Consider the following 12,875-nt stretch of genomic DNA (forward strand, 5'->3'; position numbering starts at 1 on the left):
GTCTCAGAGGCTGTCGGGTTGGCCCGCCAACGAGGTGCGATGCTCCTGGCCGAGTCCGAGAAGCGAGCGGGATGGCTAAATCGGGTCAACGGCAGGGCTGACCCTGCCTGCTGCCTGATATATAATCCGCCGATTTCCATGGCAGCAACGCACAAGGCACTGATGGAGCTTATTCGCGGCATTCACAATATCAAGCCCCGTCACCGGGGCTGTGTATTGACCATAGGCAACTTCGATGGGGTTCATCAGGGGCACCACGCGGTGTTGGCCCGTTTGCAGGAGAAGGCCGCCCAACTTGGCCTGCCGGCCTGCGTCATGTTGTTCGAACCCCAGCCGCTGGAGCTGTTTGCGGGCAGTGCCGCGCCCGCCCGCCTCAGCCGCTGGCGGGAGAAGTACGAAGCCCTCAAGGGAATGCAGATCGATCGCATGCTCTGCGTGCGTTTCACCCATCGTTTTGCCGAGCAGGCAGCCAGCACCTTCATCGAGCAACTGCTGGTGGAGAAACTCGGCGTGCACTATCTGGTGGTCGGCGACGATTTTCGCTTCGGCAAGGGGCGGGAAGGGGACTTCCACCTGCTGGAGGAGGCAGGTCGGCGCTTCGGGTTCGAGGTGATCAGTACCCAGAGTTTCCAGCTTTCCCGCCAGCGGGTCAGCAGTACGCTGGTGCGCGAGGCCCTGAAAGCGGGCCGCATGGCGGAGGTGGAGTTGATGCTCGGTCGCCCCTATGCCATCAGCGGCCGGGTGGCCCATGGCGACAAGCTGGGGCGCACCATAGGTTTTCCCACCGCGAATCTGGCCCTCAAACGCCAGGTTGTCCCGGTCGGTGGCGTGTTTGCGGTGGAAGTGATATGTTCCGGCAAGACTTTCCCCGGTGTCGCCAATGTGGGTGTACGTCCGACCTTGAGTGGTACACAAGCCAGATTGGAAGTACATCTATTTGATTTTTCTGGTGATCTATATGGTCAGCAGGTCAAGGTGCTGCTTCGCCACAAGCTGCGCGAAGAGCAGAAATTTGACTCTTTCACCGCCTTGAAAGAGCAGATCGAACGAGATGCCCTGGCGGCCCGAGCCTGGTTCGGGCTGCCACAATTTCATTTACCCAGCACTCTTTTAGAAAAGAAGGGAACCCAGGACTGATGAGCGACTATAAACACACCCTGAATCTGCCGGAAACCGAGTTTCCGATGCGTGGCGATCTGGCCAAACGCGAACCCAACATGTTGAAACGTTGGTACGATCAGGATCTTTACGGCGCCATTCGCCGCGCCAAAGCGGGCAAGCCTTCTTTCATTCTGCACGATGGCCCCCCCTATGCGAACGGCAGCATTCACATCGGTCACTCGGTCAACAAGATCCTCAAAGACATCATCATCAAGTCCAAAGGCCTCTCTGGCTTCGATTCCCCCTATGTACCGGGCTGGGATTGCCACGGTCTGCCCATCGAGTTGAAAGTGGAAGGCATGGTCGGCAAGCCGGGCGAGAAGGTTTCCGCCGCCGAGTTTCGCGCCGAGTGCCGCAAATACGCCAAAACCCAGATCGAAGCGCAGAAGACCGACTTCATCCGTCTGGGCGTGCTGGGTGACTGGGAACACCCCTACCTGACCATGGATTTTGGGACCGAAGCCAACATCATCCGTTCCATGGCCAAGATCGTTGAAAACGGCCACCTGCATAAAGGCTCCAAGCCGGTGCACTGGTGTACCGATTGCGGCTCCGCGCTGGCTGAAGCAGAAGTGGAATACTACGACAAGAACTCCCCCTCCATCGACGTGCGCTTCAAGGCCGTCGACGAGGCTGCCGTTGCCGCCAAGTTTGATTGCGCCGAAGGCCACACCGGCAAGGGCGCGCTCTCTGCCGTGATCTGGACCACTACCCCGTGGACCCTGCCGGCCAACCGCGCCATCGCCATGCATGCCGATCTCGACTACGCGCTGGTGCAGGTTGAGGGCGACAATCCCGAGCGTCTGATCCTGGCCGCTGAGCTGGTGAAGGATGTGATGGATCGCGCAGGCATCGAGCACTTCCACAACCTGGGTTACGCCAAGGGTGCCGCACTCGAGCTGCTGCGCTTCAACCACCCCTTCTACAGCTTCGACGTACCTGTGGTGCTGGGTGACCACGTTACCCTGGACGCCGGTACCGGCGCGGTGCACACCGCCCCTGGTCACGGTCAGGAAGACTTCGTGGTCGGTCAGAAGTACGGTCTGGAAGTGGCCAACCCGGTTGGCAGCAACGGCGTCTATCTGCCGGATACCGAACTGTTTGCCGGCCAGCACGTGTTCAAGGCCAACGCCTCCGTGGTCGAGGTGCTGACCGAGCGCGGTGCCCTGCTGCATCACAAGGTATTCAACCACTCCTACCCGCACTGCTGGCGTCACAAGACCCCGATCATCTTCCGTGCCACCCCCCAGTGGTTCATCAGCATGGAGCAGAAGGGTCTGCGCAAGCGTGCCCTGGAAGAGATCGAGCGTATCGAGACTCAGGGCATTGCCGAACACGGCCAGAGCGGCTGGGTCCCGGCCTGGGGCAAGAATCGCATCCAGGCGATGGTCGAGAACCGTCCCGACTGGTGTATCTCCCGTCAGCGTACCTGGGGCGTGCCCATCTCCCTGTTCGTTCACAAGGATACCCAGGCGCTGCACCCGGAATCCGTGCGCCTGATGGAAGAGGTGGCCAAGCGGGTCGAGCAGTCCGGCATCCAGGCCTGGTGGGATCTGGACAAGGCCGAACTGCTGGGCGCCGATGCCGACAACTACGAGAAGGTGCCTGATACCCTGGACGTCTGGTTTGACTCCGGTTCTACCCACGCCTCCGTGGTCGACGCCCGTCCCGAGTTCAACGGCAAGCCGGCCGACATGTATCTGGAAGGCTCTGACCAGCACCGTGGCTGGTTCATGTCCTCCCTGATGATCGGCGTCGCCATGAAGGACAAGGCACCCTACAACCAGGTGCTGACTCACGGCTTCACCGTGGACGGTCAGGGCCGCAAGATGTCCAAGTCCATCGGCAACGTGGTAAGCCCTCAGGACGTGATGAACAAGCTGGGTGCCGACATCCTGCGTCTGTGGGTAGCGAGCACTGACTACACCGGTGAGATGACCGTCTCCGACGAGATCCTCAAGCGCTCCGCCGACGCCTATCGTCGTATCCGCAACACTGCCCGTTTCCTGCTGGCCAACCTGAACGGTTTCAATCCGGCGACCGACATGGTGGCGCCTGCCGAGATGGTGGTGGTGGATCGCTGGGCAGTGGGCCGTGCCAAAGCGGTACAAGCCGAGATCGTAGCCGCGTTCGATGAGTACAACTTCCACGGCGTGACCCAGAAGCTAATGCAGTTCTGCTCCATCGAGATGGGCTCCTTCTATCTGGATGTCATCAAGGACCGCCAGTACACCGCCAAGGCTGACAGCCTGGCCCGTCGCTCCTGCCAGACCGCCCTTTATCACATCGCCGAGGCCATGGTGCGCTGGATGGCGCCGATCATGAGCTTCACTGCCGACGAGATCTGGGCCCTGCTGCCGGGTGAGCGCGGCGAGTTCGTGTTCACCGAGGAGTGGTACGACGGCCTGTTCGGGCTGGAAGCGGGCGAAGTGCTGAACGACGAGTTCTGGGCCGAGATCCTCACCGTGCGCGGTGAAGTGAACAAGGCGCTGGAAGTGGCCCGTGGCGAGAAGCGCATCGGCGGTTCTCTGCAGGCCGAGCTGACCCTGTTCGCCAAGCCGGAGCTGGCCGCGCGTCTGAACGCCCTGGCCGATGAGCTGCGCTTCGTGCTGCTCACCTCCAAGGCCAAGGTGGTCAGCGTCGATGCTGCACCGGCAGAGGCCGTGGCAACCGAGCGTGATGACCTGTGGCTCTGCGTGGCCCAGTCTGCCGCCGCCAAGTGCGACCGCTGCTGGCACCATGTAGAGGACGTGGGTACCATCGCGGGTCACGAAGAGATCTGTGGCCGCTGCGTCACCAACGTCGAGGGTGACGGCGAAACGCGTCAATTTGCCTGATGAACATGACTCAACATAAAAGCGGCCTGCGTTGGCTGTGGCTGGCGGTGCTGGCCTTCGTACTGGACCAGGCGAGCAAGCTCGCCGTGGTCAAGCTGCTGCCGTTTGGCTACCCGGGGGTGGAGATCACCCCCTTCTTCAACCTGGTCCACGTCTACAACAAGGGGGCGGCTTTCAGCTTCCTGGCAGATCAGGGAGGCTGGCAGCGCTGGTTCTTCGCTGTGCTGGCGTTCGCCATCTGTGGCCTGCTGATCCACTGGCTGCGCAAGCAGTCGGTCACCCAGCGCTGGAGCGGTATCGCCTACAGCCTGATCATCGGCGGGGCGCTCGGCAACGTCTTTGATCGACTGGTGCTGGGCCATGTGGTCGACTTCCTCGACTTTTACTGGCAGCGCGCCCACTGGCCGGCGTTCAATCTGGCTGACAGCTTCATCTTCATCGGTGCCGCCATGATCGTGCTGGATGGCTTCCGTGGCGAGAAAAAACAGGACGCGACCTCATGAGCCAGCTGATTGCTGCGGACAGCAGCGTGCTGTTCCATTTCTCTATCAAACTGGAAGATGGCTCGGTGGCGGACAGCACGGCGCTGCACGGCAAGCCTGCCCGTCTGCGGATGGGAGACGGCAGTCTGACGCCGAGCTTCGAGCAATGCCTGCTGGGGCTGCGCGAAGGGGAGAGCAAGAGCTTTACCCTGGCGCCGGAAGAGGCGTTCGGCCTCTCCAATCCCGACAACATCTACCATCTCGATCGCGCCAAATTCGGTAACGAAGTTGAGCCCAAGGTGGGTACCATCATTCTGTTCGACCAGCCCAACGGCAGCGAACTGCCCGGGATCATCCGGGCGGTGGAAGGGATGTCGGTCACGGTCGATTTCAACCACCCCCTGGCCGGTCACACCGTCACCTTCGAGGTGGAGATCCTGGGGGTTGATGACGAGGAGAAGGTGCACTGATGGATATTCTGCTGGCTAACCCCCGTGGCTTCTGTGCCGGTGTCGACCGGGCCATCAGCATCGTCGAGAGCGCGCTGGAGAAGTTCGGTGCCCCCATCTATGTCCGTCACGAAGTGGTGCACAACCGCTACGTGGTGAACAAGCTCAAGGAGGCGGGTGCCGTTTTCGTCGAAGAGCTGGACGAGGTGCCGGATGACAGCATCGTCATCTTCTCCGCTCACGGTGTCGCCAAGGTCGTGCGCGAGATGGCCAAATCCCGCGCCCTCAAGGTGTTCGATGCCACCTGTCCGCTGGTGACCAAGGTGCACATGGAGGTCCATCGCGCCAGCCGCAAGGGTTCCGAAGCCGTGCTCATCGGCCATGCCGGCCACCCCGAAGTGATCGGCACCATGGGACAGTACGAGAACAGTGAGGGTGGCATGTATCTGGTGGAGACGCCGGAAGATGTGGCCAAACTCAAGGTGAAGAACCCGGACGACCTCTGTTTCGTCACCCAGACGACACTCAGCGTGGACGAGACCTCGGATGTCATCGATGCCTTGCGTGCGCACTTCCCCAAGATCCAGGGGCCGCGCAAGGACGACATCTGCTATGCCACCCAGAACCGCCAGGATGCGGTGCGGGAGATGGCCGGGCTGGTGGACGCCATGCTGGTGGTGGGATCGCGCAACTCTTCCAACTCCAACCGTCTGCGGGAGCTGGCCGAGAAGGTGGGCGCCAAGGCCTACCTCATCGACGATGCCTCCATGATTGAGCCGCAATGGCTGGACGGGGTTGCCCGTATCGGTGTCACGGCGGGTGCGTCAGCCCCCGATGTGCTTGTTCAGAATGTCATTGCCCGTCTGCGCGAGCTGGGAGGCAAGATAGTGACCGAGCATCCTGGCCGGGAAGAGAATGTGGTGTTTGAAGTGCCGCCCGAGCTTAGAATTATTTGAATGTGGCCAGGATGGCCTGAGAATAAAGAGTTATGTTCCTGATGCCGGATTTGTCGTTGCGACCTATCCGGCATTAGACTATATGAACCGCCAGTCACCAAGGATGGGTTATGATTGGGTTCTATCGAGGCTTTTCTCTCATTGAATTGATGATTGTCGTCGCAATCGTGGCGATTCTTGGCACTATTGCCTATCCCTCCTATCAGCGTTACCTGCTGTCCAGCCACCGAATTGATGCAAAAAAAATGCTGTTGGACGCCGCCAACAGACAAGAAACCTATTTTATGGACTTCAATCGGTATACCTCATCCGCAGCCGATTTGAATATCCCGGAGAACTCCGAATCCGGCTTCTATCACCTGGTCATCTCGGCCGGGGTCAATACATACATCCTGTTTGCCACGGCCTCTGGTGCGCAGGGGTCAGACAGCGACTGCATCATTTTCTCCATCGACCAGGATGGCACCCGGAGTGCCACCCGGCTCGGGGATACCGTCAACAATGCTTGCTGGGACTAGGCGATGAAACCACTGCACCATCGACACACGAGGGGATTCAGCCTGCTGGAGGTGATGATTGCGGCCGTGGTGCTCTCCTTCGGCTTGCTGGGATTGGTTGCTATGCAGGTTACCGCCAAGTTTTCCAGCTACGAAGCGCGTCAGCGCACCATCGCCAACTGGCTGGCCAATGATCTGGTGGAACGCGCCAGGATCAACAAAGACAGCTGGGCTGGTCAGGGAACGACAGTGGTATCCGGCAACGCGATCCTGGATATGCCGAGCTGTGCCAACAACAATGGCACCATGTCGGATTGCAGCAGGACAGAGCGGCAGACACTGGACCTCTTCTACTGGCAGCAGTCCCTGCTGGGAACCGCGGTATCCGGTGCCGCGTCACCTCTGCAATCTCCGGTCGGCTGCGTGATTCGTGGCGCCAACAACAGTTTGACCATAGGGATCTTCTGGCAGGGGCGGGAGTCTCTGTCCGATGGTGCCGGTGCAGTGGCCGCAGTGCGCAACAGTTGTGGGTTGGGCAATGCGGCAGACAGACAGAGGCGTCAGTTCGTACTGACGACCACACTATGAATGCCCGTGGCTTCACCCTGATTGAATGGCTGATTGCCATGTTGATCGGCGTATTTCTGGTCGGTGGCGGCTTGAGCATCTTCGTGGCTTCCCGTGCCACAACGGAGGATGCTTTCGATCAGAGCGAGTTGCAGGAGAACGGTCGTATTGCGATGCGTTTGGTGACCCAGGACCTGAAGTGGGCGGGCTTCTGGGGGGACTACACCGGTTCCCCCATGGCAACGGGGCAAGGCGTGACTCTCAGCAGCGGGTCTGAGGTGCTTTCGGTGAACGATTGTCTGGACAATTTGGGGCGTGGCAGCTTGCCGCCCAGCGTGGGAACAAATCGGGGTGTCTGGGTCGCTCGGGTGGACAACAACAGGGCGATTAACGGGGGGGCTTTTGCCTGTATTCCCGTGACGTCACGTGTTGCCAATACGGATGTCATCAGCATCAAGCGATTGATTGGGCAGCCCCTGGCCGATGCCGCAGCTACTGGCAATCGCTTCTATCTTGCTACTACGACGCAAGCGGCATTGATGTTCAAAGGGGGAGAAACAGTGCCCACGTTGACAAATATGCCGGCTCGTCAGCTCTGGGAATACCAGCACTTTATCTATTATCTCGCTCCCAATGCCGCAGGCAACCCGGAGCTGAGAAAGCGTTACCTGACTGCCAATGGGGGCTCGGTTCTGATCGGAGGCCCCATGGCGGAAGGGATTGAGCGCATGACGGTGCTGTTTGGTGTTGACGACACTCCTGTTGCCGATGGGGTCATTGATCGCTATGTCGCATCTACAAACGTGACCGAGCAGGAATGGAGCGAAGGGCGTGTCGTTGCTGCCCGTGTCTTTATTCTGGTGCGGTCGTCGCAAGCATCCAGCAGCTATGTGAACAACAACATCTATCAGGTAGGCAGTACCAGCGTATCAGGCAATGGGGATGGATTTCGTCGTTTGCTGCTGGAGAGCAGCGTGTCGCTGCGCAACCCGGTGGTCATGACTGGAGGTGGTTCATGAGGTCTCAGCATGGCGTTGCCCTGATCGTCGCTCTGATCATCCTGGTACCTCTGACGCTGATCGCCGTGGTGGTGATGCAGTCCTCCGGGCAGGATCTCAAGATGGCAGGCTCTGCGGCCAATTTCAGGCAGGCAGAACACAGACTGGAAGGCATCATCGAAGCAGCGGTACAGAGCAATAACATATCGACGGTGATTGCAGGCATGGGGTCTGCGCTGGGGGCGAGTGCTGCCATCAGTGTCAATAGCAGCAATAATTCAGCCAGTGTGGCCCTCACGAATCGCACGGAAACTGTCTGCAAACGCAAGGTGGATGCCAGCAGCAGCAATGTGATTCCTGTATGCAAATATGTCGAGCTACAGGCCGGTGTCAATTATGGAAAATATTCTCGCCCGCTGACCTGGACTGCGGGTGTGGAACAGCCACTGCTCACAAAATAGGAGCGAAGGATATGTGGTTACAACGATTCGGTTCAATTTTATGCTGGTGCAGTCTTGTTTTTGGCATGACGTCAACACGAGCCGATGACACCGAGCTTTTTATATACGACTTTAATAAGGCTGGTGATTTCAGACCTAAAGTGCTGCTGATATTTGATAACTCCGGCAGTATGGCTGATACCATGGAACAGATAAAGGAAGCTTATAATCCAGCGACTGTCTATCCAGCCTTGAGCAATGATCCCGACACAAGCAATACTAAACGATATATCTATTTTTCAACCGATGGGAGCATTCCCGCTATTAACAGCAACAAGCGTTTCTCCGACAAACTGAACGCTTGTGCCACCTCCAAGGGACCTCTTGCAAGTATCGGTTATTTTCAGTCGCAAGTCTGGACTTATGAAGTGACAAGTGGCAACCCTCCGGGGAGAGGAAGGGGAAGCTGGTATTCAATTAGTGGTTATCAGGAAAACAACATCGACTTGGTCGATTGCAAGCAGGATGTGACCGCAAATAACCCTGCCAACCCATACACAGGCACCTGGAGTGTTGGCACCGGGTATCCGGTCAATAAAACCAGCAATAATCAAGGCTCATGGTTTTATACAGCGGCAACAAGAGACTCTGTTAATGCCAGCAATACGGCCGTGGTGCTTTATTCTGCCAACTATATCAGGTGGTATTACGGGCCTACGGGTTACTCTATAGAATCCCGGCTGCGTATTGCCAAAGATGCAGTCAAAGGATTGATATCATCTGCCCCCGGGGTTGATTTTGGTCTGGCTATTTTCAACAGGAATGACAGTAGCAGTACCAATGGCGGCAGAGTTGTCCGGGATATTCTGGGTAGCGAGATCACGTTGTCGAATGGCAAGACCGGAGAACAAGACCTGCTCGACAGGGTCGAAGGACTGACTGCCAGTACCAACACACCATTATGCGAGACGTTGAGTGAGGCGTATCGCTTCTTCGGGGGACGAAGCGTTGTTTATGGCTTGCAAGGAGGCACGAGAGACACGACCGCCGAAAGCCCGACAGGTACCTATCAAGCCCCCTATGACAACTGCTCAAACAACGGTTACGTCATATACATCACCGATGGGGAGCCGACTCAGGACGGGGATGCCAATACCTTTGTCCAGGGATTGATAAATACATTGTCCAGCGATGAAAAAGCAGCTTATGGCACTACCGTTTCTTATGGTTCGGGGAACAGGTCCAGCAGTTATCTGGCCGCATTGGCGGGCTATATGAAACACAAGGATGTGAATGCCGTTTCTCCTGGTACCCAGACAGTCACGACCTTTACCGTCGGGTTTGGTGACGAGGCGATCAGCGGGGCCGGTAATTTGCTTGCTGAAACCGCCCGTCGTGGTGGCGGCGTTTATTATCCGGCAACCAACGCCTCTGCCCTGAGTGATGCGTTGAAGGCGTCGCTGCTGGCGATCCTGCGGATCAATACCTCGCTGGTGTCCCCCGCTATTGCCAGCAACAACTTTGACCGGACTCGCAGTCTCAACAACATCTATTACGCCATGTTTGAGCCGGATGATGGTCCCAGATGGCGGGGCAATCTGAAAAAACTGATCTTTTCTCCTGACGGTTATGTGGCTGACAGCCGGGGACTGCCTGCTATCAAGTTTGATGGCACCATCATCGACAGTGCCCAGACGTTCTGGTCATCCGGCCGTGACGGCAACGTTGTGGCCGAAGGTGGGGCGCAAGAGATGTTGGCGGGGAAAAGCAATCGCAGTCTCTATGTCATCAACAATGCCCAGAACCGCCTCGATCAGCTGACCAAGGCCAATCTGGTGACGCAGGCTGGCAGTGAAGCTGCGCTCATGACCTTCATGCAGGCAGATACGACGACTGAACTCGATTCCCTGATCAACTGGACCAAGGGGTTGGATGTCGACGATGAGGACTTTGATACATCAACCCTGATCCGCGCCCATATCATGGGTGACCCCCTGCACTCACGTCCCCTGGTGCTGAATTATGGCCCGCAATCCGGTAACCCGACGGATGCGCCGGACTTGCGTATCCTGTTTGGGACCAACGCTGGTTTTCTGCATATGTTCAAGGACATGGGGAGCACCATAGACGAAAGCTGGGCGGCTATACCTTATGAGTTCATGGCCAATCAGAAGGCGCTGCGTCTCAATGCGGAATCAGCCGAACATATCTATGGTGTTGACTCTTCTCCGGTTGCCCTTATCAAGGATGCCAATCGCAACGGGGTGCTGAAATCCTCCGAGAGCGATTTTGTCTGGGTATTTACCGGCTTGAGGAGCGGCGGCAAAGCCTATTATGCATTCAACGTTTCCAGCCCGGATACGCCGACACTGAAGTGGCGTCTGAACAGTCTGACGACTGGTTTTGGTGAGCTGGGGCTGACCTGGTCGGTGCCGGAAGTCGCGTTTGTGCCGGGAGTCAGTGATCCCGTGCTCATCTTTGCTGGCGGTTATGACGTGAACAAGAGCGTGCTGGGACTGGGAACCAGTGACAGCATGGGCAGAGGTATCTACATCGTCAATGCCGATACTGGGGCGCTGATATTCAGTGCGACCCCTGCTGCGACTTCAACCAGCAACCTCAGGGTCACGGGGATGACCGACAGTATGCCCGGGTCGGTAGCTACGCTTGACAGCGATGGTGATGGCAAAGTCGATCGCATCTATGTGGGTGATACGGGGGGCAATATCTGGCGCATGGATCTCCCAGGCACCAACAAATCTGACTGGAGCGTCTTCAAATTTGCCAGCCTGGGGTCGGATGTCACTCAAGCCGATGATCGCCGTTTCTTCACCCAGCCTATCGTGGTGCGTACCATCAACAAGCAGGTCACCCGCACCGTTGTGGGGGGGAATGTGGTCTATTCCTATCAGGATCGTCCCTTTGATGCAGTGCTGATTGGGAGTGGAGACCGCAATCGCCCCTCATCGGAAGCGACCGTCCGCAATGGCTATTTCATGTTGCGTGATTATGATGTCGTGCCGCGTGCCGCCAATGCGCAGGCGAGAAGCCCCATCTTGATTACTGACCTTTATGATGTGACCTCTGATCCTTTGTCTGCCCAGACAAACACGGATGGAATATTGGCGACCAAGGCGGGAATTACCACTGCCAAAGGGTGGGTCAATTGGTTGAACGAACCGGGTGAGAAATCCATGGGGGCCGGGGTCGTACTTCAGGGCAAGCTTTACTTCACCTCGTTCCTGCCGCAAGTGCAGTCGTTCCAGCAATGCACCATTCAATCCATCGGGGCTGCACGCCAATACATGGTAGACATGCATTATGGCAGTTCCTTCCGTTATGTGGTTGATCTTGAAGGCAACCAGACACCTGAGCGTTATGTCGAAGTACAGAACAAGGTTGCCGACGATTTGGTGGTGCATGCAGGAGACGATGCCAAGATCCGCATTATTGGAGGCGGTGTCGGGGAAGAGGTCATCCTGAAAGATGAAGGGGATGGTGAGCCTGAGCGTTGTACCGGAGCGGGAGAGTGCAACCAGGGGGCAGAGGAGGCTGAGATGGATATGTCGCCCAAGAAAATTTACCTCTACGAAGGAGAGGCACAATGAAAACACGCAGCGGGGTGTTGGGTTTGTGCCTCTTGTTATCCGGGTCCGTCTTGGCAGATGACATAAAATGTTATGTCGAGTTGGTTAACGGCCAGAAGGTTGTCCTGCACGGTACTGTGGCAGACAACACGCCAAAGGCGGTGCAGGATAAATTCAAACAAAGAGGATACGAGGTGGATGGTGCGGTACAGCCTGTGAAGAAAATCCTGGAATGCCGCACTGCGGAGGAAAATTTCCAGTCAAAAGAGGGTCAGCAACAGGATGCCCGTCAACTGCGATAGCGAAGGACTTCATTCAGAGGCAGATATTTGCCTGGGTAGATTGGGTGGTGCGGCCGGAGGGAGAGATGACCAGATTTATCTGGGCATTTCCTGAACGACACAGCGTGATGGTGGCATTGGTACCCAGGCTGGTGCCATCAGGGCTGAAGGTAGTGGAAGTTCGATTGTTTGCAGCAGTCAGCGAGTCAGATAGCTGAGGGCTTCTTGCCAGAATCTGCTCACCGTTATTGAAAATGTCATTGCCATTACCGTCGACGAACACGAGGAATTGGGTCGGATTGGCGGTGACACAATTGTCACTGGCATTGGCAAGGCACACAGTGACAGATTGCTGGTTGTCGATGGCTTGGCTACGAGCAAAACGCAGATATTTCAAGAGTGTGCGAGATTCAAATTTCAAGGCATTCTCATTGAGCAGGCTCGACATGGCCGGTGCGCCAATACCAAGCAAGATGACCCCCAGACTGACGGCGATCATCAGTTCCAGCAGGGTGAATCCTTTCTCGTCCTTGATCATGGCAATATCTCCCTCGATTAGTTACATCTTATCTCCAGACAGCCAGAACACCAGCGCAAAGCCCAAGTGTTGAGCTGGCACA

12 protein-coding genes are annotated in these 12,875 nt (G+C 57.2%); 11 read left to right on the forward strand and 1 reads right to left on the reverse strand.

Annotated features, from left to right (window positions below; translation table 11 throughout):
* The first annotated feature begins 162 nt into the window (after positions 1-162).
* The 11 genes from ribF to AB5Y51_RS05685 all read left to right on the forward strand — a co-directional run bounded on the left by ribF (position 163) and on the right by AB5Y51_RS05685 (position 12,276).
* Positions 163-1,137, forward strand: coding sequence for a bifunctional riboflavin kinase/FAD synthetase (gene ribF / locus AB5Y51_RS05635; RefSeq protein WP_010673098.1), 975 nt, complete (start codon positions 163-165; stop codon positions 1,135-1,137).
* On the forward strand, positions 1,137-3,998 hold the full coding sequence (gene ileS, locus AB5Y51_RS05640; protein ID WP_368178138.1) for an isoleucine--tRNA ligase: 2,862 nt from the start codon (positions 1,137-1,139) through the stop codon (positions 3,996-3,998). The genes ribF and ileS overlap by 1 nt, the downstream gene beginning before the upstream one ends.
* Entirely contained in the window at positions 3,998-4,501 is a 504-nt protein-coding gene (gene lspA / locus AB5Y51_RS05645; RefSeq protein WP_010673100.1) for a signal peptidase II, read from the forward strand. The genes ileS and lspA overlap by 1 nt, the downstream gene beginning before the upstream one ends.
* Complete coding sequence (fkpB, locus tag AB5Y51_RS05650) at positions 4,498-4,950, forward strand: FKBP-type peptidyl-prolyl cis-trans isomerase (RefSeq protein WP_041210958.1); 453 nt, start codon at positions 4,498-4,500, stop codon at positions 4,948-4,950. The genes lspA and fkpB overlap by 4 nt, the downstream gene beginning before the upstream one ends.
* The gene (gene ispH, locus AB5Y51_RS05655) at positions 4,950-5,885 is read left to right on the forward strand and encodes a 4-hydroxy-3-methylbut-2-enyl diphosphate reductase (RefSeq protein WP_039039990.1); all 936 of its coding nucleotides are present in this window, start codon (positions 4,950-4,952) and stop codon (positions 5,883-5,885) included. Before fkpB ends, ispH begins: the two co-directional genes overlap by 1 nt.
* Positions 5,886-5,995: 110 nt before the next feature.
* On the forward strand, positions 5,996-6,403 hold the full coding sequence (gene tppA, locus AB5Y51_RS05660; protein ID WP_041210959.1) for a type IVa pilus pseudopilin TppA: 408 nt from the start codon (positions 5,996-5,998) through the stop codon (positions 6,401-6,403).
* A 3-nt stretch (positions 6,404-6,406) separates the two neighbouring features.
* Positions 6,407-6,970 carry a type IV pilus modification protein PilV gene (gene pilV, locus AB5Y51_RS05665; protein ID WP_368178139.1) on the forward strand — a complete coding sequence of 188 codons (564 nt, stop codon included), beginning with the start codon at positions 6,407-6,409 and terminating at the stop codon, positions 6,968-6,970.
* Positions 6,967-7,968, forward strand: a complete 1,002-nt coding sequence (locus AB5Y51_RS05670; RefSeq protein WP_113069608.1) for a PilW family protein — start codon at positions 6,967-6,969, stop codon at positions 7,966-7,968. The genes pilV and AB5Y51_RS05670 overlap by 4 nt, the downstream gene beginning before the upstream one ends.
* Positions 7,965-8,408: a type IVa pilus pseudopilin TppD gene (gene tppD, locus AB5Y51_RS05675; protein WP_049636457.1), complete on the forward strand. Its 444-nt coding sequence runs from the start codon at positions 7,965-7,967 to the stop codon at positions 8,406-8,408. The genes AB5Y51_RS05670 and tppD overlap by 4 nt, the downstream gene beginning before the upstream one ends.
* Before the next feature lie 65 nt (positions 8,409-8,473).
* On the forward strand, positions 8,474-11,995 hold the full coding sequence (locus AB5Y51_RS05680; RefSeq protein WP_048209289.1) for a pilus assembly protein: 3,522 nt from the start codon (positions 8,474-8,476) through the stop codon (positions 11,993-11,995).
* Positions 11,992-12,276 (forward strand): TapY2 family type IVa secretion system protein, encoded by a 285-nt coding sequence (locus tag AB5Y51_RS05685; RefSeq protein WP_041210962.1) that lies wholly within the window; start codon positions 11,992-11,994, stop codon positions 12,274-12,276. Before AB5Y51_RS05680 ends, AB5Y51_RS05685 begins: the two co-directional genes overlap by 4 nt.
* A gap of 13 nt (positions 12,277-12,289) precedes the next feature.
* On the opposite strand, the gene AB5Y51_RS05690 is transcribed toward AB5Y51_RS05685, so the two are convergent.
* Positions 12,290-12,793 (reverse strand): GspH/FimT family pseudopilin, encoded by a 504-nt coding sequence (locus AB5Y51_RS05690; RefSeq protein ID WP_010673109.1) that lies wholly within the window; start codon positions 12,791-12,793, stop codon positions 12,290-12,292.
* Positions 12,794-12,875: the final 82 nt, after the last annotated feature.

Origin of the sequence: Aeromonas sp. R7-1 (assembly GCF_040908115.1) — a bacterium.
Classification (GTDB): Bacteria; Pseudomonadota; Gammaproteobacteria; order Enterobacterales; family Aeromonadaceae; genus Aeromonas; species Aeromonas caviae.

Bases quoted from the DNA above. Each gene is read 5' to 3' on its own strand.
- ribF (WP_010673098.1), top strand. From the start codon at position 163: ATGGAGCTTATTCGCGGCATTCACAATATCAAGCCCCGTCACCGGGGC.
- ileS (WP_368178138.1), top strand. From the start codon at position 1,137: ATGAGCGACTATAAACACACCCTGAATCTGCCGGAAACCGAGTTTCCG.
- lspA (WP_010673100.1), top strand. From the start codon at position 3,998: ATGAACATGACTCAACATAAAAGCGGCCTGCGTTGGCTGTGGCTGGCG.
- fkpB (WP_041210958.1), top strand. From the start codon at position 4,498: ATGAGCCAGCTGATTGCTGCGGACAGCAGCGTGCTGTTCCATTTCTCT.
- ispH (WP_039039990.1), top strand. From the start codon at position 4,950: ATGGATATTCTGCTGGCTAACCCCCGTGGCTTCTGTGCCGGTGTCGAC.
- tppA (WP_041210959.1), top strand. From the start codon at position 5,996: ATGATTGGGTTCTATCGAGGCTTTTCTCTCATTGAATTGATGATTGTC.
- pilV (WP_368178139.1), top strand. From the start codon at position 6,407: ATGAAACCACTGCACCATCGACACACGAGGGGATTCAGCCTGCTGGAG.
- AB5Y51_RS05670 (WP_113069608.1), top strand. From the start codon at position 6,967: ATGAATGCCCGTGGCTTCACCCTGATTGAATGGCTGATTGCCATGTTG.
- tppD (WP_049636457.1), top strand. From the start codon at position 7,965: ATGAGGTCTCAGCATGGCGTTGCCCTGATCGTCGCTCTGATCATCCTG.
- AB5Y51_RS05680 (WP_048209289.1), top strand. From the start codon at position 8,474: ATGACGTCAACACGAGCCGATGACACCGAGCTTTTTATATACGACTTT.
- AB5Y51_RS05685 (WP_041210962.1), top strand. From the start codon at position 11,992: ATGAAAACACGCAGCGGGGTGTTGGGTTTGTGCCTCTTGTTATCCGGG.
- AB5Y51_RS05690 (WP_010673109.1), bottom strand. From the start codon at position 12,793: ATGATCAAGGACGAGAAAGGATTCACCCTGCTGGAACTGATGATCGCC.